This window comes from Cupriavidus gilardii (assembly GCF_008801915.1).
Lineage (GTDB): Bacteria > Pseudomonadota > Gammaproteobacteria > Burkholderiales > Burkholderiaceae > Cupriavidus > Cupriavidus gilardii.
Window position 1 is genome coordinate 1 of sequence record NZ_VZOV01000029.1, and the last position, 23392, is coordinate 23392.

General features: G+C 68.3%; 12 protein-coding genes, 2 tRNA genes and 1 pseudogene. 10 read left to right on the forward strand and 5 right to left on the reverse strand.

What is annotated here, in order from left to right:
- Positions 1-332: biotin/lipoyl-containing protein (locus F7Q96_RS23090; RefSeq protein ID WP_322789919.1), on the reverse strand; the 332-nt coding region annotated here is incomplete at its 3' end.
- A 176-nt stretch (positions 333-508) separates the two neighbouring features.
- Positions 509-3196: a pyruvate dehydrogenase (acetyl-transferring), homodimeric type gene (aceE, locus tag F7Q96_RS23095; protein WP_053821994.1), complete on the reverse strand. Its 2688-nt coding sequence runs from the start codon at positions 3194-3196 to the stop codon at positions 509-511.
- Positions 3197-3642: 446 nt separating this feature from the next.
- Between aceE and F7Q96_RS23100 the strand changes: the two genes are divergently transcribed.
- The 6 genes from F7Q96_RS23100 (at position 3643) to F7Q96_RS23125 (ending at position 13289) form a co-directional block, all read left to right on the forward strand.
- Positions 3643-6222 carry a PAS domain S-box protein gene (locus F7Q96_RS23100; protein ID WP_390885698.1) on the forward strand — a complete coding sequence of 860 codons (2580 nt, stop codon included), beginning with the start codon at positions 3643-3645 and terminating at the stop codon, positions 6220-6222.
- 122 nt (positions 6223-6344) lie between these two features.
- On the forward strand, positions 6345-6977 hold the full coding sequence (locus F7Q96_RS23105) for a response regulator transcription factor (protein WP_006578226.1): 633 nt from the start codon (positions 6345-6347) through the stop codon (positions 6975-6977).
- A 258-nt stretch (positions 6978-7235) separates the two neighbouring features.
- Positions 7236-8087: a bifunctional methylenetetrahydrofolate dehydrogenase/methenyltetrahydrofolate cyclohydrolase FolD gene (gene folD, locus F7Q96_RS23110; protein WP_053821996.1), complete on the forward strand. Its 852-nt coding sequence runs from the start codon at positions 7236-7238 to the stop codon at positions 8085-8087.
- Positions 8088-8233: 146 nt separating this feature from the next.
- Positions 8234-10321 carry a M3 family metallopeptidase gene (locus F7Q96_RS23115; RefSeq protein WP_053821997.1) on the forward strand — a complete coding sequence of 696 codons (2088 nt, stop codon included), beginning with the start codon at positions 8234-8236 and terminating at the stop codon, positions 10319-10321.
- A gap of 104 nt (positions 10322-10425) precedes the next feature.
- Positions 10426-11223, forward strand: coding sequence for an exodeoxyribonuclease III (gene xth, locus F7Q96_RS23120; protein ID WP_053823120.1), 798 nt, complete (start codon positions 10426-10428; stop codon positions 11221-11223).
- Between the two features lie 335 nt (positions 11224-11558).
- Positions 11559-13289, forward strand: a complete 1731-nt coding sequence (locus tag F7Q96_RS23125) for a SulP family inorganic anion transporter (RefSeq protein ID WP_151023374.1) — start codon at positions 11559-11561, stop codon at positions 13287-13289.
- A gap of 102 nt (positions 13290-13391) precedes the next feature.
- Here the strand turns inward: F7Q96_RS23125 and F7Q96_RS23130 are convergent, their stop codons facing one another.
- On the reverse strand, positions 13392-13655 hold the full coding sequence (locus F7Q96_RS23130) for a DUF1488 family protein (RefSeq protein WP_006579010.1): 264 nt from the start codon (positions 13653-13655) through the stop codon (positions 13392-13394).
- A gap of 214 nt (positions 13656-13869) precedes the next feature.
- On the opposite strand from F7Q96_RS23130, the gene F7Q96_RS23135 reads away from it, so the two are divergent.
- Positions 13870-13945 (forward strand) — tRNA-Lys (locus F7Q96_RS23135).
- 141 nt (positions 13946-14086) lie between these two features.
- Here the strand turns inward: F7Q96_RS23135 and F7Q96_RS23140 are convergent.
- Positions 14087-15464 (reverse strand): annotated as a pseudogene (locus tag F7Q96_RS23140) (8-oxoguanine deaminase).
- 155 nt (positions 15465-15619) lie between these two features.
- The gene (locus F7Q96_RS23145) at positions 15620-16531 is read right to left on the reverse strand and encodes a LysR family transcriptional regulator (protein WP_053821998.1); all 912 of its coding nucleotides are present in this window, start codon (positions 16529-16531) and stop codon (positions 15620-15622) included.
- A 154-nt stretch (positions 16532-16685) separates the two neighbouring features.
- On the opposite strand from F7Q96_RS23145, the gene F7Q96_RS23150 reads away from it, so the two are divergent.
- From F7Q96_RS23150 to F7Q96_RS23160, 3 genes are all read left to right on the forward strand, one after another.
- Positions 16686-16761, forward strand: a tRNA-Lys gene (locus F7Q96_RS23150).
- A gap of 236 nt (positions 16762-16997) precedes the next feature.
- Positions 16998-17990 (forward strand): Bug family tripartite tricarboxylate transporter substrate binding protein, encoded by a 993-nt coding sequence (locus F7Q96_RS23155; protein ID WP_390885690.1) that lies wholly within the window; start codon positions 16998-17000, stop codon positions 17988-17990.
- Positions 17991-18388: 398 nt separating this feature from the next.
- The gene (locus F7Q96_RS23160) at positions 18389-23248 is read left to right on the forward strand and encodes an NAD-glutamate dehydrogenase (RefSeq protein ID WP_053821999.1); all 4860 of its coding nucleotides are present in this window, start codon (positions 18389-18391) and stop codon (positions 23246-23248) included.
- Positions 23249-23392: the final 144 nt, after the last annotated feature.

Below are 23392 nucleotides of genomic sequence, written 5' to 3' on the forward strand. Positions count from 1 at the left end.
GCGGCGGCCGGAGCCGGTGCCGGGGACGGTGCCGCGGCGGGCGCCGGGGCCGGGGCAGCCGCCGCCGGAGCCGGTGCGGGAGCGGCGGCGCCCGCGGGTTCGAGCATCACCAGCACCGAGCCTTCGGCCACGTTGTCGCCGACCTTGACCTTGACTTCCTTGACGGTACCGCCCTGCGGCGACGGCACGTCCATCGTCGCCTTGTCCGATTCCAGCGTGACCAGCGCATCTTCGGCGTTGATCGTGTCGCCCGGCTTCACGTGGACTTCGATGACGGGAACGGCGTCGTAGTCGCCGATATCCGGCACCTTGATTTCAATCGCTTGACTCATTCAGTGTCTCCTGGACAGGACGGCGCGCGTGACAACGAAGCGTCGAGATTACTTTGACGCACGTGCCTTGTCACGCCGCGGCGCCCCGGCCATTTACTGGACAACGCCCAGGCAAGGCCCGGGCGACCCGGGCACGGCACTGCCATGCCCAGGGGTTCGCGGGAGTGACAGCCGGATCAGACCGTCATCGGGTTCGGCTTGTTCGGATCGAGGTTGTACTTCTTGATGGCCTCGGCGACCTTGTCGCGCGCAATGGCGCCTTCGTCGGCGAGCGCCTTCAGCGCGGCCAGCGTGACCCAGTGGCGGTCCACCTCGAAAAAGTGGCGCAGCTTCTCGCGGGTATCCGAGCGGCCGAAGCCGTCGGTGCCCAGTACCACGTAGCGGCGCGGCACGAACGGGCGGATCTGCTCGGCGAACGCGCGCACGTAGTCGGTCGACGCGATCACCGGACCGCGCACCGACTTAAGGCACTGGGTCACGTGCGATTCGCGCGGCGTTTCGGTCGGATGCAGCAGGTTCCAGCGCTCGGCGGCCTGGCCTTCGCGGGCCAGCTCGGTGAAGCTCGGGCAGCTCCACAGATCCGACTCGACGCCCCAGTCCTTCTTCAGCAGTTCGGCGGCGGCGATCACCTCGCGGAAGATCGTGCCCGAGCCCAGCAGCTGCACGCGCGGCGCGTTGCTGTTCTCGGCGCCCTTGCGGAACGCGTACATGCCCTTGACGATGTCCTTCTCCACGCCAGCCGGCATTTCCGGATGCTCGTAGTTCTCGTTCATCACCGTCAGGTAGTAGTAGACGTCCTCCTGCTCCGCGTACATGCGGCGCAGGCCGTCCTGCATGATCACCGCCAGCTCGTACTGGAAGGTCGGGTCGTACGAGATGCAGTTCGGGATCACCGCGTGGAACACGTGCGAGTGGCCGTCCTCGTGCTGCAGGCCTTCGCCGTTCAGCGTGGTGCGGCCCGAGGTGCCGCCCAGCAGGAAGCCGCGCGAACGCATGTCGGCGGCGGCCCAGCACAGATCGCCGATCCGCTGGATGCCGAACATCGAGTAGTAGATGTAGAACGGGATCATCTGCACGCCGTGCGTCGAGTACGACGTGGCGGCCGCGATCCAGTCGCACATCGCGCCGGCTTCGTTGATGCCTTCCTGCAGCACCTGGCCAGTCTGCGATTCCTTGTAGAACATCAGCTGGTCGTGGTCTTCCGGCACATACTTCTGGCCCTGCTGGTTCCAGATGCCGATCTGGCGGAACAGGCCTTCCATGCCGAAGGTGCGCGACTCGTCCGGGACGATGGGCACCACATGCTTGCCGATCTGCTTGTCCTTGAGCAGCGTGTTCAGGATCCGCACGAAGGCCATCGTGGTCGAGACCTCGCGGCCCTCGCCGGTGGCCTTGAGCAGCGCCGAGAACGCCGACAGGTCGGGCACCGGCAGCGGATCGGCCTTCTGGCGGCGCGTCGGCAGATAGCCGCCGAGCTCCATGCGGCGGGCGCGCATGTATTCGAGTTCCTTCGAGCCTTCCTCGAAGGTCAGGTACGGGACCTCTTCCAGCTTGTCGTCCGGCACCGGCAGATTGAACTGGTCGCGGAAGCGGCGGATCGCCTCGACCGGCATCTTCTTCTGCTGGTGGGTGATGTTCATCGCCTGGCCGGCATCGCCCATGCCGTAGCCCTTGATGGTCTTGGCCAGAATCAGCGTCGGCTGGCCCTTGTGCTCGGTGGCGGCCTTGTAGGCGGCGTAGATCTTGTGCGGATCGTGGCCGCCGCGGTTCAGGCGCCAGATGTCGTCATCGGACCAGTCGGCCACCATCGCCTTGAGCTCGGGCGTATTGAAGAAATGCTCGCGCACATAGGCGCCGTCCTTGGCCTTGAAGGTCTGGTACTCGCCGTCGACGCATTCCATCATGCGCTTCATCAGCAGGCCCTTGGTATCGCGTGCCAGCAGCGAATCCCAGCGGCTGCCCCAGATCACCTTGATCACGTTCCAGCCGGCGCCGCGGAACTCCGACTCCAGCTCCTGGATGATCTTGCCGTTGCCGCGCACCGGACCGTCCAGGCGCTGCAGGTTGCAGTTGATGACGAAGACCAGGTTGTCCAGCTGCTCGCGGCCGGCCATGCCGATCGCGCCCAGCGATTCCGGCTCGTCGGTCTCGCCGTCGCCGAGGAAGGCCCAGACCTTGCGGCCTTCGGTATTGACCAGGCCGCGGCTCTGCAGGTACTTCATGAAGCGGGCCTGGTAGATCGCCATGATCGGGCCCAGGCCCATCGATACGGTCGGGAACTGCCAGAAGTCCGGCATCAGCCACGGATGCGGGTACGACGAGATGCCCTTGCCGTCGACTTCCTGGCGGAAGTTGTCGAGCTGCTCGGTGGTCAGCCGGCCCAGCAGGAAGGCGCGCGAATAGACGCCCGGCGCCGAGTGGCCCTGCACGAAGACCAGGTCGCCGCCGTGCTTGTCCGACGGGGCATGCCAGAAGTGGTTGTAGCCGACGTCGTACAGCGTGGCCGCCGACGCGTAGGACGAAATGTGGCCGCCGACGTTGGTGTGCTTGTTGGCCCGCAGCACCATCGCCATCGCGTTCCAGCGCGAGTACGAACGGATGCGGTGCTCGATGTCCTGGTCGCCCGGGATGCGCGCCTGCTGCTCGACCGGGATCGTGTTGATGTACGGGGTTTCCGCGTGGAACGGCTGGGTCACGCCGTTGACGCGGGCATATTCGATCTGCTTGTCGATCAGGAAGGCCGCGCGCTCGCTACCTTCCGCGCCGATCACGCCCTGCAGGGCCTCCAGCCATTCTTGGGTTTCCTGCGGGTCGGCGTCGTTGGCGCCGGCTGCGCCGAGGATCTGCTCTGGTACGGCTGACATGGATCGTCTCCTGTGGAATGCGTGCGCCAGCAACGGCCGCTTTCGTGGGTGGCTGGCCTGGCGCTGTCTGACGGGGGTGCGGAGCGAAGCGTGGATGGGCGGATGGGCTGGCCTGTCACCGGCACCCGGACAAGGTCCGACCGCCTTCCTCCCGCATCGTTCGGTCGGCACCGATTCTATGGAAGGCCATTTCCCAGCACAAGCGAAATTTTCAAATTACGGTATCGTTTCTCATGATGCGAAATATTGCGGCGACGCACCACGAACCCGCCAGCCGCGCCACCATGCGGCCTGCGGGCAAACGGCCGGCGGCGCGTGCCGCATAGGCGCTTTCCCCAAGCGACGCACTGCAACAATCGAGCTACACTGCCCGGTCAGTCGTCAATCCCATCATGCTGTCCATCCACCGCCTCGTCCGCCGGCTGCTGCCGGCCCTCCGCCTGCCGATGATCCCCCCCTCCGCCGATGCCTCCCGCGATGCCGGCGGCGCCGGTATCGGCGGCGGCAGCCACGGCGCGATCGACCAGTTGAGCGCGCTGACGCCGCTGGATGCGCTCGAGGGGCTCGGCCCCGCCGACGAGGCCGCCGACGGCCGCCCCTTCACCGGTCCGCCGCGCGGACTGTGGTGGCTGCGCTGGCGCAACCTGGTCGCGACCAGCTGGTTCATGTTCATTCCGCTGGTCGCGATCGTGCTGTTCTCGGGCGCGATGGGCGTGATCCTGTGGTCGCTGCACGAGACCGAGCGCCAGCAGCAGCGCGACGCGCTGTATCGCGACGCCGCCTGGGCGCAGCAACGCGTGCGGCTGTCGCTGCTGAGCAATCAGGACCAGCTGGCTTCGCTGGCGCGCGACATCGCCGCCGCGCAGCTGGACCAGCGCGCCTATCGCACCGCCGCGCAGGAGGTGCTGCGCGAAAACCCGGAAATCGTCTTCATCAACTGGCTCGACGCCACGCGCCGCGCGCGCTGGTCGCTGCCGTCCACGTCGGAGTTCGCGGCGCGGCTGCGCGAGACGCCGGAGCAGCCGCTCGAGCCGGAGGTGCTCGACACCTTCGACACCGCGCGCGAGACCCAGCGCGTCGTCTATTCGCGTCCGCTGGTCAACGAGCGCGGCGACAGCTTCATGCTGATGCAGGTGCCGATCGTGCGCGACAACGAGTTCCTCGGCACGCTGGGCGCGCTCTATTCGATCAACGGCATCCTGACCCATCTGCTGCCGCCCGAGCTGACCGAGCGCTACCGCTTCTCGCTGATCGACAAGAACAACCAGTTGCGCGCCAGCACCTCGCTGCGGCCGGTGCCCGCCACCGCGCTGTCCTATGAGGTGTTGCTCGACCCGCCGGGGCACTCGCTGTCGCTGCGCGCCGATGCCTATCCGCCCGCATCGAACCTGCCCAACAACATGCTGCTGTGGCTGGTGGTCGGGCTGTCGTGCTTCCTGCTGTGGAGCCTGTGGAGCATGTGGCGGCATACCAGCCGCCGCTCCGAGGCGCAGCGCGCGCTGCTCGCCGAGACGTCGTTCCGCCGCGCGATGGAAAACTCGATGCTGATCGGCCTGCGCGCGCTGGACCTGAACGGCCGCATCACCTATGTGAACCCGGCCTTCTGCCGCATGACCGGCTGGCAGGAACACGATCTGGTCGGCCGCGTGCCGCCCTTCCCCTACTGGCCGCCCAACGACCAGCAGGAAATGCAGCGCCAGATCGATCTGACGCTGCAGGGCAAGTCGCCCACCGGCGGCTACGAGATGCGCGTGATGCGCCGCGACGGCACCAGCTTCTTCGCCCGCATGTACGTGTCGCCGCTGATCGACAGCCGCGGCCGCCATACCGGCTGGATGAGCTCGATGACCGATATCACCGAGCCCAAGCGCGCGCGCGAGGAACTGGCCGCCGCGCACGACCGCTTCACCACCGTGCTGGAGAGTCTCGACGCCGCGGTGTCGGTGCTCGCCACCGACAAGCCGGAACTGCTGTTCGCCAACCGCTACTACCGACAGCTGTTCGGCTGGGAACCCGAGGGCCATCTGAAGCTGGCCGGCGGCGAGGTCGAGCAGGAGCAGGTGACCAGCGACCATACCGATTTCGTCGACGCCTATGCCGGCCTGCCCGCCTCCGAGCTGATGCCGTACGCATCGGACGCGCGCGAGATCTTCGTGCCGGACATGCAGAAGTGGTTCGAGGTGCGGCGCCGCTATATCCAGTGGGTCGACGGCCATCTGGCGCAGATGCAGATCGCCACCGACATCACCGTACGCAAGGCGGCCGAGGAAATGGCCCGCCAGCACGAGGAACGCCTGCAGTTCACCAGCCGCCTGACCACGATGGGCGAGATGGCGTCGTCGCTGGCGCACGAGCTGAACCAGCCGCTGGCGGCCATCAACAACTACTGCATGGGCGCGGTGGCGCGGCTGCGCTCGGGCCGCAGCACGCCCGAGGACCTGATGCCGATCCTGGAGAAGACGTCGGCCCAGGCCGTGCGCGCCGGCACGATCATCAGCCGCATCCGCGGCTTCGTCAAACGCAGCCAGCCGCAGCGGCGCGAGACTGCGCTGCACGATATCGTCGCCGACGCGGTGGGCCTGGCCGATATCGAGGCGACGCGCCGCCGCGTGACGATCCTGACCCGGCTGCCGCCCCCGCCGGTCATGCTCTATGTCGACCCGGTACTGATCGAGCAGGTGCTGGTCAATCTGCTGAAGAACGCGGTCGAGGCGATGTCGGGCCTGCCGGCGATGCGCGCGGCCGGCGTGGTGAGGCTGCACGCCCGCATCGACCAGGGCGAGCTCGGCCAGACCGTCTGCATCGACGTGATCGACCAGGGGCCGGGCGTGGACGAGGCCACCAAGGAACGGCTGTTCGAGCCGTTCTTCAGCACCAAGTCCGACGGCATGGGCATGGGCCTGAATATCTGCCGCTCGATCATCGAGTCGCACCAGGGCCGGCTGTGGGTCGAAAACAATGCGGACGGCATCGGCTGTACGTTTAAAATCATGCTGCCGCTGGAGCCGGAGGTTGCCGATCAGTGAGGCCCGCCGATGAGGGCCGATCGCCAGGCAACCGCTCCGCTGCCCCCGCCGTGGCGGGTGTGCGGCGCAGGCGGCCGGAGTTACACTAGCCGAATCGCACAGACGCAGCATCAGGAGACTTCATGACCGTAGCGCCAAACCCCACTCCCCACCGCGGTGAGACCGTCTTCATCGTCGATGACGATGAAGCGATGCGCGACTCGCTGACCTGGCTGCTGGAGGGCAATGGCTACCAGGTTCGCAGTTTCGCCAGCGCCGAGCAGTTCCTGGCCGCCTACGATGCCAACCAGGTCTCCTGCCTGATCCTGGACGTGCGGATGCCGGGCATGAGCGGTCCGGAACTGCAGGAGCGCATGATCGCGGAGAACATTCACCTGCCGATCGTCTTCATCACCGGCCATGGCGACGTGCCGATGGCGGTATCGACGATGAAGAAAGGCGCGATCGACTTCATCGAGAAGCCGTTCGACGAATCCGAGCTGCGGGCGCTGGTCGAGCGCATGCTGCAGAAGGCCCGGGCCGACCACTCGGCCGCGCGCGAGCAGCGCGCCGCGCAGGACCTGCTGGGCAAGCTGACCACGCGCGAACAGCAGGTGCTCGAGCGCATCGTCGCCGGACGGCTGAACAAGCAGATCGCCGACGACCTGGGCATCTCGATCAAGACGGTCGAGGCGCATCGCGCCAACATCATGGAAAAGCTCAACGTCAACACCGTGGCCGACCTGCTGCGGCTCGCGCTGTCGCGCAACAGCTGATCCGCGGGGACAGGCCGGCTCGCGCCTGCCGCGTCCCGCGTTTGCTCTTCTTCGCAACCGATCCCATCTGGCCAGCGGCCGGCTTCTCGCCGGCGCTGGCCAGTTCGTTTTGCACCGCGCCTTGACGCCGTCCGCGGGTGCCGCCGCGGCGCGACACCTTATAATGTCACCCCTGCGACCCGGCCGGCCCTTCCCCGATGCGTCGGCCGATGGCGTCGCACCCGATTTCCATCTCCCAGCCGCTCTGCGTCCCCGCCCATGCCTGCCCAATTGATCGACGGCAACGCCCTTGCCAAGCAAATCCGTTCCGAAGCCGCCCAGCGCGCCGCCCGCCTGACCGAACGCGGTCACCAGCCCGGGCTCGCCGTGGTCCTGGTCGGCGAGGACCCGGCCAGCCAGGTCTATGTCCGCAACAAGGTCAAGGCGTGCGAGGACAACGGCTTCTTCTCGTCGCTGGACCGCTACCCGGCCGATCTGTCCGAGGCCGACCTGCTGGCCCGCATCGACGAACTCAATCGCGATCCGAAGATCCACGGCATCCTGGTGCAGCTGCCGCTGCCGAAACACATCGACAGCCACAAGGTGCTGGAGGCGATCGCCCCGGAGAAGGATGTCGACGGCTTCCACGTCGCCAACGCGGGCGCGCTGATGACCGGCGCCCCGCTGTTTCGTCCCTGCACGCCCTATGGCTGCATGAAGATGCTCGAGTCGATCCAGTATCCGCTGCGCGGCGCGCACGCGGTGGTGGTCGGCGCCTCCAATATCGTCGGCAAGCCGATGGCGATGCTGCTGCTGCAGGCCGGCGCGACCGTGACGATCTGCAACAGCAAGACGCGCGATCTCGGCGCCCATACGCGCCAGGCCGACGTGATCGTCGCCGCGGTGGGCCGCCGCAACCTGATCACGGCCGACATGGTCAAGCCCGGTGCGGTGGTGATCGATGTCGGCATGAACCGCGATGACGCCGGCAAGCTGTGCGGCGACGTCGATTTCGCCGGCGTACGCGAAGTGGCAGGCTATATCACGCCGGTGCCGGGCGGCGTCGGTCCGATGACGATCACCATGCTGCTGGTCAATACGCTCGAGGCGGCCGAGCGCGCGGCGGGCTGAGGCGAGCGCCGGTACACTCAGCGCAGAGCGCGCCGGGAAGCTGCCGGCAAGCCGTCGGGAAACCGCTGGAAAATCGCGGATATGCCCCAAGTTGCGGAATATCCGAACGTCAACGCGAACGTCAACGCCACGCCAACGAGAAAGCCATGGATCAAGCCGACAAGAACGCCGCCAACCCGTTGCTGGACTTCAGCGACCTGCCCCGCTTCGCCGAGATCCGCCCCGAACATATCGGCCCGGCGCTGGACGTGCTGCTCGAAGCGGCGCAACGCGCCGTCGCGCTGGTCGAGGATCCGGCCCGGCCCGCCACGTGGGCCGACACCGTCGACACGCTGGAGCAGGCCACCGAGCCGCTGGGCCGCGCCTGGGGCGTAGTCGGCCACCTGAGCTCGGTCGCCGACACGCCGGCGCTGCGTCAGGCCCACGCCGAAAACCTGCCGCGCATGACCGAGTTCTGGTCCTCGCTGGGCCAGAACCTGGCGCTCTACGAAAAGTACAAGGCGCTGGCTGCCAGTCCCGAGTACGCGACGCTGAGCCCCGCGCGCAAGCAGCTGCTCGACAACGAGCTGCGCGGTTTCCGCCTCGGCGGCGCCGAACTGCCGGAGGCGCAGAAGCCGCGCTTTGCCGAGATCCAGGAGCAGCAGGCCCAGCTGGGCAAGGCCTTCTCGGACCACGTGCTGGACGCGACCAACGCCTATTCGCTGGTGATCGATGACCCGGCGCGCCTGGCGGGCCTGCCGCCCGACACGCTGGAAGCGGCGCGCGAGGCCGCGGCCAAGGATGGCAAGGAAGGCTGGAAGTTCACGCTGCATTTCCCCTCGTATTTCCCGGTGCTGCAGTACGCCGACGACCGCGCGCTGCGCCGGACGCTGTACGAGGCCAACGTCACGCGCGCTTCCGAACTGAGCCCGCAGTACGGCACCGGCCAGGCCGACTGGGACAACACCGGCAATATGCGCGAGCAGCTGGCGCTGCGCCGCGAGGAGGCCCGCATGCTGGGCTATGGCTCGTACGGCGAGGTGTCGCTGGTGCCCAAGATGGCCGATTCGCCCGCGGAAGTACTGCGCTTCCTCGACGAACTCGCCGCCAAGGCGCGCCCCTATGCCGAGCGCGACTGGGCCGAGCTGCGCGAATTCGCCGCCAAGGAGCTCGGTCTGGCCGAACTCGCGCCGTGGGACGTCGCCTATGCGTCCGAGAAGCTGCGCCAGCAGCGCTATGCCTTCTCGGAACACGAGGTCAAGCAATACTTCCCCGAGCCCAAGGTGCTCGAAGGCCTGTTCGGCGTCGTGCAGAAGCTGTTCTCGGTGCGCATCGCACCGGACGAGGCGCAGACCTGGCACAAGGACGTGCGCTTCTATCGCGTGACCAGCCCGGACGGCACGCTGCTCGCGCAGTTCTACCTGGACCTGTACGCGCGCGAAGGCAAGCGCGGCGGCGCCTGGATGGACGACGCGCGCGGCCGCCGCGAGCGCGGCGACGGCACCGTGCAGACACCGGTCGCCTACCTGACCTGCAACTTCTCGGCGCCGGTCGGCGACAAGCCGGCGCTGTTCACGCACGACGAGGTCATCACGCTGTTCCATGAGTTCGGCCACGGCCTGCACCATATGCTGACCCAGGTCGGCGAGCTCGGCGTGTCCGGCATCAACGGCGTCGAATGGGATGCGGTCGAGCTGCCCTCGCAGTTCATGGAGAACTTCTGCTGGGAATACGAGGTGCTGGCCGACATGACCCGCCACGTCGATACCGGCGAGCCGCTGCCGCGCGCGCTGTTCGAGCGGATGCTGGCCGCGAAGAATTTCCAGAACGGCATGATGACGCTGCGCCAGATCGTGTTCTCGGCGTTCGACATGCATCTGCACACGGACTTCGATCCGGACGGCGACAAGTCGGTACTCGAACTGTCGCGCGAGATCAACGACCGCATCCACGTGGTGCCGCAGTACCCGCTGTCGCGCTGGCCCAATACCTTCAGCCATATCTTCGCCGGCGGCTATGCGGCGGGCTACTACAGCTACAAGTGGGCGGAGGTGCTGTCGGCCGATGTCTACGCCGCCTTCGAGGAAGCGGCGCAGCTGACCGGCAGCGTGCTCGACAGCGAGACCGGCGCGCGTTATCACCGCGAGATCCTGTCGGTCGGCGGCAGCCGCCCGGCGATGGAATCGTTCACCGCGTTCCGCGGCCGGCCGCCGCAGATCGATGCGCTGCTGCGCCACGGCGGGATGGCGGCATGAGCGGCGCGCCCGACGACCTGCTGGCCGGCATCGACGGCGCCGGCGCGGTGCCGGCCCCGGGCAGCACGCTGCCGCCACCGCTGCCCGCCACCGCGCCGGCCACGCTGCGGATCGCCTCGTGGAACGTCAACTCGCTGAAGATCCGGCTGCCGCAGGTGCTCGACTGGCTGATCGCGCAGGAAAACGCCGACACGCCGATCGACGCGCTGTGCCTGCAGGAACTGAAGCTGCCCGAGGACAAGTACCCGCTCGCGGAACTGGAGAGTGCCGGATTCCACAGCATCTTCGTCGGCCAGAAGACCTATAACGGCGTGGCGATCCTGGCGCGCAATACCACGATGCCGCCCGCCGCCGACGTGGTGCGCAATATCCCGGGCTTCGAGGACGAGCAGCAACGCGTGGTCGCCGGCACCTATGGCGACGTGCGCCTGGTCTGCGCCTATTTCCCCAACGGCCAGGCGCCCGACAGCGACAAGTTCGCCTACAAGCTGCGCTGGCTCGAGGCGCTGACCGCGTGGCTGCGCGAGGAACTGCAGCGCTATCCGAAGCTGGCGCTGCTGGGCGACTTCAATATCGCGCCCGAGGATCGCGATGTGCACGACCCGGCCAAGTGGGAAGGCCAGAACCTGGTCTCCCCGCCGGAGCGCGCCGCCTTCCAGCGGCTGCTGGAACTGGGCTTCGCCGATGCCTTCCGGCTGTTCGAACAGCCCGAGAAGAGCTTCTCGTGGTGGGACTACCGGATGCTGGCGTTCCGCCGCAATGCCGGCCTGCGGATCGACCATATCCTGCTGTCGCCGGCGCTGCGCGAGCGCTGCACCGACTGCACGATCGACCGCACGCCGCGCAAATGGGAGCAGCCGTCGGACCATACGCCGGTCGTCGCCACGATGCGGCTCGGCTGAGCTTCATCGCTTAGAGCACATCGCCCGCCCGGGCGATGTTTTTCGAATGGCGGCGGCATCGCTTATCATGCGGGGCAGAGACACTACCGACGCGCCGGACCACGAGCCGGCGCGCAGCCCCTCGGGCCCGCCATGCAAGCCGTGCAACCGTTCCCTTCCTTCGCCTTTGTTCCCGCCCGCCTGACGACCGTCGCCGGCGCCACTGACCTGCCGCGGGACGCCGTTCCCGCGACCATCCGGTGACCGCGCCGGCGGCAAGCCGCCCCGTCCGCGGCTGGCAACGGCTGCTGCCGGCCTGGCGCCATCGCGTCAGCGCGGCGACGCTGCGCGCCGACATGCTGGCCGGGCTGCTCGGCGCGGTGCTGGTGCTGCCGCAGGGCGTGGCCTTCGCCACGCTGGCCGGGCTGCCGCCGCAGTACGGCATCTACGCGGCGGTGGTGCCCTGCATCGTTGCCGCGCTGTTCGGCTCGAGCTGGCACGTGATGTCCGGCCCGACCAATGCCAATTCGCTGGCGCTGTTCGCGATGCTCAGCCCGATCGCGTTCGCCGGCAGTCCCGAATACATCAATCTGGCGCTGGTCGTCACGATCCTGGTCGGCGTGCTGCAGTTGGCGGTCGGCACGCTGCGGCTCGGCTCGCTGGCCAACTTCATCTCGCCGTCGGTGCTGCTCGGCTTCACCTGCGGCGCGGCGTCGCTGATCGCGCTGTATGCGCTGAAGGATCTGTTCGGGCTGCAGGTGCCGACCGGCACCAGCGCCTTCGGCGTCGTGCGTCACCTGTTCGAGCAGGCCGCCACGATCAACTGGAGCGCCGCGGCGGTCGGCGCCGTGACGCTGGCCGTCACGCTGGCGGCCAAGCGCGTGTCCCGCCGGCTGCCGTTCATGCTGCTGGGGCTGCTGGCCGGCTTCCTGTGCGCCTGGCTGCTGAATCGCAGCGGCTGGGGCGGCGCCCATCATGTCGACGTAGTCGGTCCGATTCCCGCCGCGGTGCCGCCCTTGCGCATTCCGGATATTCCCTGGGACCGGCTGTCCGATCTGCTCGGCATCGCGTCGGCGCTGACCATCGTCGCGCTCGGCCAATCGATCTCGATCGCGAAGGCTGTCGCGCTGCGCTCGGGCCAGCACATCGACGCCAATCGCGAATTCATCGGCCAGGGGCTGTCGAACATCGCCGGCGGCTTCTTCTCGGCCTATATCTCCTGCGGCTCGCTGAACCGCTCGATGCCGAATTTCGAGGCCGGCGCGCAGACGCCGCTCGCCAGTGTGTTCTCCGCCGTGCTGCTGGTCGCGCTGGTCGCGGTCAGCGCGCCGCTGCTGGCGCAGATTCCGCTGGCGGCGATCGCCGCGATGCTGCTGCTGGTGGCCTGGGGCCTGTTCGATTTCGCCCGGCTGCGCCGCATCGCGCGGCTCTCGCGCACCGAGTTCGCGATCGCGCTCGGCACCTTCGCCGCCACGCTGGTAATCCGGCTGGAAATGGCGGTGCTGCTCGGCACCGTGCTGTCGCTGGTCGCCTATCTGTACCGCACCTCGCGGCCGGCCGTGCGCACGCTGGTGCCCGACGCCGACGATCCCGACCGCCGCTTCACGCCGCTGGACGAACTGCGCCGCCCGCAGCCGGAATGCCCGCAGCTGAAACTGATCCGGATGGAAGGCGCGATCTTCTTCGGCGCGGTGCAGTACGTGACCGACCGGCTGCACGAGGCGCGCGCGCAGATGCCGACGCAGACGCGGCTGCTGGCGATGACCAAGAGCATGAACTTCATCGACCTGGCCGGCGCGGAAATGTGGGAGACGGAACTGGCCGAGCGCCGCGCGCTGGGGGGCGACCTCTATTTCCATCGCCCGCGCTCGCAGGTGCTGCAGACCTGGGCGCAGACCGGCTTTATCGCCAAGCTCGGCGAGGACCATATCTTCGCCACCAAGCGGCACGCCTTGCACAGCATCGTGCCGACGCTCGACCCGAAGATCTGCGCCACATGTACGGTGCGGGTGTTCGAGGAATGTCCGCATGAGCCCGCGGCTGGCGCGGTGGAAGCGGGGAAGGCAGTGGAAGCGGTGAAGCGGTGAAGCGCAAATGAAAAACGCCGGCATGAAACCGGCGCCAGACTGGGTCCAGCCGCAGCGCGCCCTGTTGCCCGGACCGTAGCGGCCCGGTGCGGGCGCCCCTGCTCAGACGGGCGCCACGTGCGCGCGCTTGACCACGATGGGCTGCGGCACGCCCTGTTCGATCAACACGACTGCGGCGCGTTCGATGGTATCGCGACCGGCGCGGAATGCCTCTTCGAGCGACAGCACCTGGTCGGCGCTGAACCCTTCCCACAATGCCTCGCGCGTGACCACGCAGGTCACCTTCTGGCCGTCGACAATGGCATGAAACAGCAAGCCTTCGTTATTGATGTCATAACGATCTTGCTCCTGGAATTTGATCTCCATCGGTACAGCCCTCCATTGCAAGTGAGTGGGCATCCTAACATGGGTCCCGCCGACGCCGCAGAAAAGTCCTTTGCGAAGATCGGTCATCTGCCGAGACTGCCGCGCTCATGCCGAGTTCCGTCGGCGCGCGCAAATTTCGTCACGGGCAACGAAGCGAGTTTCCGTGCCGGCATTTGACAACTTCTCAAATGATGCTAGAATCTCGGACTTCGTTGGGGCGTTAGCTCAGTTGGTAGAGCAGCGGACTCTTAATCCGTAGGTCGAGTGTTCGAGTCACTCACGCCCCACCAGCGAATATTGTAGAAAAGGCCGGGCTGCTTCGCAGCGCCGGCCTTTTTGTTTGGGCTCGCATCGTGCAGCGATTCGCAGCCCTTGGCATCGGCTTCAGACAGTAGCCGCGCGATAGCCAGCGTTGGATATTCGACGCCAATTCAACGCCTCGCCGCGGCCAGTTCCCGCGCCAGGCGCCGATGCTCGGTCAGCACCGTCGGCAGATCGGCGCTCAGCAGCACGCCGTCGCGCACCACTATCCTGCCGTTGATCACGCTGGCCGACACCGTGCCGGGCGTGCAGAACACCAGCGCGGCGACCGGATCGTGCCCGGCGCCGGCATAGCCGACCGCCGACATGTCGAAGGCGACGAAGTCGGCCGACATGCCCGGCGCAAGCGCGCCGATATCGTCGCGGTTCAGCACCTTCGCGCCGCCCAGCGTGGCGATCTCCAGCGCCTCGCGCGCCCATCGCCGCGGGCCCATAGCCGACCCGTTGCAGCAGCATGGCCTGGCGCGCCTCGCCCAGCATGTGGGCGCCATCGTTCGATGCGCTGCCGTCCACGCCAAGCCCGACCGGCACGCCGGCGTCGCGCATGGCACGCACCGGCGCAATGCCCGAAGCCAGACGCATGTTCGAACAGGGGCAGTGCGCGACGCCAGTGCCGGTGCGTGCGAACAGCGCGATGCCATCTGCGTCGAGCTTGACGCAGTGCGCGTGCCAGACGTCGTGTCCGACCCAGCCCAGGTCCTCGGCATACTGGGCAGGCGTCATGCCGAAGCGCTCCAGCGAATAGGCGACGTCATTGTCGTTCTCGGCCAGATGGGTATGCAGGGAGACGCCATAGTGGCGCGCCATCGTGGCCGACTCGCGCATCAGCTCGCGCGACACCGAGAACGGCGAGCACGGGGCCAGCACCACGCGCAGCATCGCGTGGCGCGAGGCATCGTGGTACTGCTCGATCAGCCGCTGGCTGTCGCGCAGGATCGCCTCCTCCTGCTCGACCACCGCATCGGGCGGCAGCCCGCCCTTGCTGCGGCCGACGCTCATCGAGCCACGCGCCGCATGGAAACGCATGCCCATCTGCGCCGCCGCCTCGATCGCGTCGTCCAGCCGCGAGCCGTTCGGATACAGATAGAGGTGGTCGCTGGTGGTGGTGCAGCCCGACAGCATCAGCTCGGCCATCGCGGTGCGGGTCGACGCGGCGATCATGCGCGGCGTCAGGTTGGCCCACAGCATGTACAGCTCGCCGAGCCAGCCGAACAGTTCGGCATCCTGCGCGGCGGGCACCGCGCGCGTCAGGCTCTGGTACATGTGGTGGTGCGTGTTGATCAGGCCGGGCAGCACGACATGGCCTCGCATGTCGAGGACCTGCGCGCTGCCATCGTCGATGCGCGCGCGCCAGTCGGCCGGCAGGTCGGCGGTCGCGCCGACCCACTGGATCGCCGGCCCTTCGGCGACCAGCGCGCCGTCGGCGATCTCGCGGCGGTTTGCGTCCATCGTCACCAGGACGTCGGCATGGATCAGGATCAGCGTCATAGCGGGGGTCTCCGTGGCGAATCAGACAGCGGGCGCCAGTCTACTGGCCACCCGCCGGGCCGCGATAGCGCCGATTTGCGCCCACGGTGTGCACATTGCGCGCACACCGGCGAGGATCGGGCCCCGGCGACGCCTTCGCCGACCGCAAGCCAACGTCAACGCTGCGCCCCGCCGGACAGCGCCTTCAGCGCGGCCCCGATCCGCTCGGCCATCAGCGCCGCCGCCGACTCCAGCTGGCCGCGTGCCCGCGCGCACAGCGTGAGCCGTTGCAACGGCAAGGCCGGATCGCGCAACGGCACGAACACCAGCGTGCCGGCCTCCAGCTCCTCGATCGCGTCGAGCGGATTGAGCAGCGCGATGCCGGCGCCCAGCATCACGAGCCGGCGCATCAGTACGGTGGAACCGGCCTCGACGGCCGGCGGCACGGGAATCGCGGCACGGACGAAGGCGTCGTCGAGCAGGCCGCGGATCGACATCGTCGCGACCGGCAGGATCAGCGGATAGCCGACGCACTCGGCCAGCAACGCCGACGATTGCTCGGCCAGCGGATGCCCGGGCGCGACCACCGCGCCGATCGGCCATTCCCCCGCGGCCAGTGTCGCGAACGCCGGCGTCGGCGCCAGGTCGTAGCCCAGCCCGAGGTCGGCGTCGCCCTCGGCCAGCGCGGCAACGATCTCGGCGACCGGCAGGTCGAGCACGCGCACCACGATGCCGGGATGGCGGCGGCGGAAATCGTGAATCAGCGTAGGCAGCAGCGAGCCGGCCAGCCCGGCGGTGGTTGCCACCGTGACGATGCCCTGCTGCCCCGCGTTGTACGCCACGATCCGCTCGCGCAGCGCGTCATGCTCGCGCAACGTCTGCCGCACGTGGGCCAGCACCATCTCGCCCAGCGGCGTCAGCCGCAGCCGGCGCTGGATCCGCTCGAACAGCGGCGCGCCCAGCTCCGCCTCCAGATCGAGAATCTGCCGGTTGATCGCGGTCGGCGCGACGTGCAGCGCTTCGGCCGCCTTGCGGATCGAACCGCGGCGGACCACTTCATCGAGATAGCGCAACACGCGGGCATGCATCGGACCAGGTCTCCGGGATACGGCGGCGCGGCGGGGGCCGCGGGACAGCGGGGCATTGTAGCCGCGGAGCCGCGGAGACCCGCGCCAGGCGCTGCCGGCATCGCTTCGGCACTTGCAAACCCGAAAGGCCCACGCTAGAATAGCGGACTTCGTTGGGGCGTTAGCTCAGTTGGTAGAGCAGCGGACTCTTAATCCGTAGGTCGAGTGTTCGAGTCACTCACGCCCCACCACCGAATTCCAGACAAGGCCGGACTGCATCGCAGCCCGGCCTTTTTGTTTGCCTCCGTCCTTCCGTCGTCCCTCCCTGGTACGCAGCCCTTGTTACGGGTTGTTACGGATATCCCCGCCACGCCTTTCCGGGTTGAATGCCGGTCCGGGCATATTACGAAACCAAGTTCCGCAATACGGAACCATGCCCGCCCCGACCGGCGCCCCGCCCTTCGCGGCGCGCCGGCCAACGCAACAGATGGAGGCATTCTTGAAATCCGCATTGACCGCCAGCGTGGCAGCCTGCCTGGCCGCATTCGGCCTGACCCATGGCGCCGCGCATGCCCAGGGCAACTATCCCAACAAGCCGGTGCGGCTGATCGTCCCGTTCGCCGCCGGCGGCACCACCGATATCGTGGCCCGCGCCGTGTCCGACGCGCTGGGCCGCGCGCTGGGCCAGGTCGTGGTGGTGGAGAACCGGGGTGGCGGCGGTGGCGCGATCGGCGCCGACGCGCTGGCCAAGTCGGCTCCCGACGGCTACACGATCGGCATCGCCACGGTCAGCACGATGGCGACCAACCCCGCCACCAATCCGAAGAACCCATACGATCCGCTGAAGGACTTCGCGCCGATCACCAACCTGGTCAACGTGCCGAACGTGCTGACGGTCAATCCGAAGGTCCCCGCCAGGAACCTGAAGGAGTTCATCGCGCTGCTGCGCGCCGAGCCCGGCAAGTACAGCTACGCGTCGGCCGGCAAGGGCAGCATCTCCCATCTGGACGGCGAGCTGTTCAAGCTGACCACCAGGACCGACATGGTTCACGTGCCGTACCGCGGCTCGGGCCCGGCGCTGAACGACACGCTGGCCGGCCAGGTCAGCGGCCAGTTCGACAACCTGCCGTCGTCGATGCCGCATATCCAGGCCGGCAAGCTGCGCGCGCTGGCGGTGGCGGCGCCCAAGCGCGTCGAGGGCCTTCCCGATGTGCCGACCTTCGCCGAAGAAGGCATGAAGGACAACAACAATATGGCATGGTACGGCCTGGTCGCGCCGGCCGGCACGCCGCCGGCGATCGTCGCGCGCCTGCACGAGGCCGCGGTCAAGGCCCTGCAGGATCCGGCCGCCAAGCGCCGGCTGACCGAGAGCGGCGCCTATCCGGACGGCAACACGCCGCAGCAGTTCGCCGCGCAGATCAAGCGCGAACTGGAACTGCGCAAGAAGATCGCGCAGGAGCAGAAGATCACGCTCGAGTGATTCCGTACTGAACGTGCTGGCGGACCGCCCCACTCGGCGGCGGTCCGCCTGCGGTTGCACTATTCCCGCCCCCCCTTCACGCAGCCCCTTCACGCGGCCCCGTCACGCGGCCCCTTCACGCAGCCTCTTCACGCGGCCTCATCAGGCTGCTCAAGACACGCCGCACGCTGGGTGACCACGCTGCCGCCCTGCCGCCCTACAGCCCTCTTGCCGCGCCAGCGCCGGCCACGCCGGCCCCTCCGCTCTCCTCCCGCTCTCCCCCCGCTCTCCCCCCTTTCCCGCCACCGCTGTGTTTTTGCTCTACATTAAGAGCAGGCACCGGCACTCGCTTCGCCCTGCGACTCGGCGCGGCGCATCGCACCGATACGACGGGCGGCGGCTTTGCCCAAGGAGAGATCATGCAAGCGGACAGCGAAGAACGCGTCGAACAACGACTGGCCGATCTGGTGGAGTTCGCGCGGGCCCGCCTGCCCGAGGCCACGTTCGCCACCGCACAACCGCTGCTGCGCCACTACTACGACGTGTCCGATGCCGAGGACCTGGCCGAGCGCGATATCGCCGATCTGTACGGCGCGGCGATGGCGCACTGGCAGACCGCGCAGCGCTTCGTGCCCGGCAGCGCCCGGATCCGCGTCTACAACCCGAATCTCGAACAGCACGGCTGGCATTCCGACCACACCGTGATCGAGATGGTCAACGACGACATGCCGTTCCTGGTCGACTCGGTGACGATGGAGATCAACCGGCATGGGCTGACGCTGCATTCGGCCTTTCATCCGGTGTTCCGCGTCTGGCGCGGTCCGGACGGCGGCATCGCGCGCATCGCGCTGGGCGGCGACAAGGCGCCCGACCCCGAATCGCGGCTCGAATCGTTCATCCACTTCGAGGTCGATCGCTGCAGCGAGCCGGCGCAACTGGAAGCCCTGCGGGCCGGCATCACGCGCATCCTCGGGGATGTGCGCGCGGCGGTCGAGGACTGGCCGAAGATGCTGGACATCGCGCGCGCCAGCATCGCCGATCTGCAGCGGCTGCCAGGCGGCAACGAGGGCGACACGGCCGAAGCGTGCGCGCTGCTGCAGTGGATGGTCGACGACCATTTCTGCTTTCTTGGCCATCGCGACTACCAGCTGGTCGAGCAGGATGGACGCTTCTTCCTGCGCGGCGTGGCGGGCTCGGGCGCAGGCATCCTGCGCGAGAGCCGGCGCGCGCCCACTGCCGACGAGCTGACGCCGCTGCCCCCTGCGGCCACCGCGATCATCCAGGGCGAATCGCCGATCTTCCTGACCAAGGCCAACTCGCGCTCGACCGTGCACCGGCCCGGTTATCTGGACTACATCGGCATCAAGCTGGTCGATGCCGACGGCAAGCTGTTCGGCGAGCGGCGCTTTCTCGGGCTCTATACCTCGACGACCTATATGGTGTCGACCAGCGAGATTCCGCTGGTGCGCCGCAAGTGCGCCCATATCCTGGCGCGCGCCGGCTTTCTGCAACGCGGCCATCTGTACAAGTCGCTGGTCACGATCCTCGAGCAGTATCCGCGCGACGAACTGTTCCAGGCCAGCGAGGACGAGCTGTTCGATATCGCGCTGGGCATCCTGCGGCTGCAGGAACATCAGCGCATCCGGCTGTTCGTGCGGCGCGACCGTTTCGACCGCTTCGTCTCCTGCCTGGTATTCGTGCCGCGCGACAAGTACAACACCGATCTGCGCCAGCGCATCCAGAAGCTGCTGATGCAGGCGTTCGGCGGCACCAGCTGCGAGTTCACGCCGCAGCTGTCCGAATCGCCGCTGGCACGGATCCACCTGACCGTGCGGGGCGAGCCCGGCACCATGCCCGAGGTCGACACGCGGGCGCTGGAGGAACGCATCGTCGCGGCGACGCGCCGCTGGCAGGACGACCTCGCGGTGGCGCTGCTGGACAAGGCCGGCGAGGAACAGGGCAACCGGCTGCTGCGCCGCTACGGCGACTCCTTTCCGGCCGGCTATCGCGAGGACTATCCCGCGCGCACCGCGGTCCGCGATATCGAGCTGATGGAGCAGGCGCGCCGGCGCAACGGTCTGTCGATGAATCTGTACCGGCCGATCGAGGCGCCGCCGCGCGCGTTCCGCTTCAAGGTCTACCGCGCCGGCGAACCGATCGCGCTGTCGCACAGCCTGCCGATGCTCGAGCATCTGGGCGTGCGCGTGCATGAGGAACGCCCCTATCGGATCGAGCCCGACGAGGGCGCACCGCTGTGGGTCCATGACTTCGGCCTCGAACTGGTCGGCGGCGCCGAACTCGACATGGCGCGCGCGAAGGACCTGTTCGAGGACGCCTTCGCCCGCGCCTGGGATGGCGCGATCGAGAACGACGACCTGAACCGGCTGGTATTGCTGGCCGAGATGCCGGCGCGCGACGTGACGATCCTGCGCGCCTACGCCAGGTACCTGCGGCAGGTCGGCTCGACCTTCAGCGACGCCTATATCGAGCGCGCGCTGACCGGCAATCCGCGCATCGCGGCGCTGCTGGTGGCGCTGTTCGCCGCGCGCTTCGATCCGGCGATCGATCCCGGCTCGACTCCGGCGCGCGAGGCGCGCTGCGCGCAGCTGCTGGAGGCGATCGGCACCGCGCTCGACCAGGTGCCCAATCTGGACGAGGACCGCATCCTGCGGCAGTTCCTCGGCGTGATTCAGGCCACCACGCGTACCAACTGCTTCCGCCAGAGCGCGGACGGCACGCCGCGTCCCTGCCTGTCGTTCAAGCTCGATCCGGCGCGCATCGCCGGCCTGCCCGAGCCGCGGCCGATGTTCGAGATCTGGGTCTATTCGCCGCGCGTCGAGGGCGTGCATCTGCGCGGCGGCCGCGTCGCGCGCGGGGGCCTGCGCTGGTCCGACCGGCGCGAAGATTTCCGCACCGAGGTGCTGGGGCTGATGAAGGCGCAGATGGTGAAGAACACCGTGATCGTGCCGGTCGGCTCCAAGGGCGGCTTCGTCGTCAAGCGGCCGCCCTCGCCCGCCGATCGCGATGCCTGGATGGCCGAAGGGGTGGCCTGCTATCAGACCTTCCTGCGCGGCCTGCTCGATGTCACCGACAACCTCGCCGCCGGCGCGGTGGTGCCGCCGCCGCAGGTGGTGCGCCACGATGACGACGACCCCTATCTCGTGGTCGCCGCCGACAAGGGGACTGCCAGCTTCTCCGACTATGCCAACGCAATCTCCGCGGAATACGGCTTCTGGCTCGGCGACGCCTTCGCCTCGGGCGGCTCGGTCGGCTACGACCACAAGAAGATGGCGATCACCGCGCGCGGCGCCTGGGAATCGGTCAAGCGGCATTTCCGCGAGCTCGGCACCGACATCCAGTCGACCGACTTCACCGTCGTGGGTATCGGCGACATGTCCGGCGACGTGTTCGGCAACGGCATGTTGCTGTCGCCCCATATCCGGCTGCTCGCCGCGTTCGATCACCGCCATATCTTCCTGGATCCGGACCCGGATCCGGCCGTCAGCCTGGAAGAACGGCGGCGGCTGTTCGCGCTGCCGCGCTCGAGCTGGGCCGACTACGATGCAGGCAAGATCTCGGCCGGAGGCGGCGTGCATCCGCGCAGCGCCAAGACCATCGCGCTGACGCCGCAGGTGCGCGCCGCGCTCGGCATCGAAGCCACCGCGCTGACGCCGGCCGAGCTGATCCAGGCGATCCTGACCGCGCCGGTCGACCTGCTGTACAACGGCGGCATCGGCACCTACGTGAAGGCCAGCGACGAGACCCACCAGCAGGTCGGCGACCGGGCCAACGACGCCGTGCGCGTCAATGGCGCGGCGCTGCGCTGCAAGGTGGTCGGCGAAGGCGGCAACCTCGGCTTCACGCAGCTGGGCCGCATCGAATACGCGCGCGCCGGCGGCCGCATCCATACCGACGCGATCGACAATTCGGCCGGCGTCGACTGCTCCGACCATGAGGTCAACATCAAGATCCTGCTCGGGCTGGTGGTCGCAGACGGCGAGATGACCGACAAGCAGCGCAACAAGCTGCTGGCCGAGATGACCGACGAAGTCGCGGCGCTGGTGCTGCAGGACAACTACTACCAGACCCAGGCGCTGTCGATCGCCAACCGCCGCGCCGCCGAGCTGCTCGATGTCGAGGCGCGGCTGATGCGCGCGCTCGAACGCGCGGGACGGCTCAATCGCGCGCTGGAATTCCTGCCGCCCGACGACGAGATCGTCGAACGCAAGGCCGCCGGGCTCGGGCTGACCTCGCCCGAACGCGCGGTGCTGCTCGCGTACAGCAAGATGTGGCTGTACGACGCGCTGCTCGCCTCCGACGTGCCGGAAGACGCGACGGTGGCCGGCCTGCTGGCCGACTACTTTCCGCAGCCGCTGCGCGCACGTTACGCCGAGACGATGCAGCGGCACCCGCTGCGGCGCGAAATCCTTGCCACCTATCTGACCAACACGCTGGTCAACCGCGTCGGCCCCACCTTCGTGCACCGGATGATGGAGGAGACCGATGCGCGGCCCGCCGATATCGTGCGCGCCTGCCTGACCGCGCGCGACGTCTTCGGACTGCCCGGGTTGTGGCACGCCATCGACGCGCTCGACAACCGCGTCGCCGACGAGGTGCAGGCCGGCATGTTCGGCGGGCTGGCCCGGCTGCTGGAGGGCGCCACGCTATGGCTGCTGCGCCGACGCCCGACCAACGGCGCGCCGGCCGGCGTGCGCCCCGACTACGCCGCCGCGGCAGCCTGGCTGACGCCGCGGCTGCCGACGCTGCTGGCCGAGCACGAGGCCGCCGCGCTGGCCCAGCGGCGCGAGTCGCTGACCGCGCTCGGCATCGACGACGCGCTGGCGCTGCAGGTCGCGGCCGGCGATATCGCGGTCGCCGCGCTCGATATCGCGGAGGTGGCCTCGGGCTGCGAGCGCAGCCTGGCGCAGGTCGCCGATGTCTATTTCGCGCTGGACCGGCATCTGAGCTTCGGCTGGCTGCGCGAACGCGCTCAGGCGCTGCCGGCCGACACGCATTGGGACCTGCTGGCCCGCACCACCACGCTCGACGACCTGGACCGGCTCAAGCGCGCGCTGACGGTCAGCGTGCTGCAGCAGACCGGCTCCACCGCGCGCGACGAAGGCGCCGATGGCCTGATCGAGCGCTGGCGCGAGGCCCGGCAGGCGCCGCTGGAGCGCTTCGGCCGCATGCTGGCGGACCAGCGCGCGGCCGGCGCCACCGGGCTGTCGATGCTGTCGGTCGCCACGCGCGAGATCGGCATGCTCGAACACGCAGGCTGAGGCGATCGGCCAGCAGCATGGCGGACACCGCCTCGACGTGCTGGCACGCCCTGTTGCGCAGCGCAACACTGCGTGTGGCAACGCACGGACGTTCGACAACCCGAACCATAGATTGGGCGTGTCGAACCGGCCCATGCCTCTCGC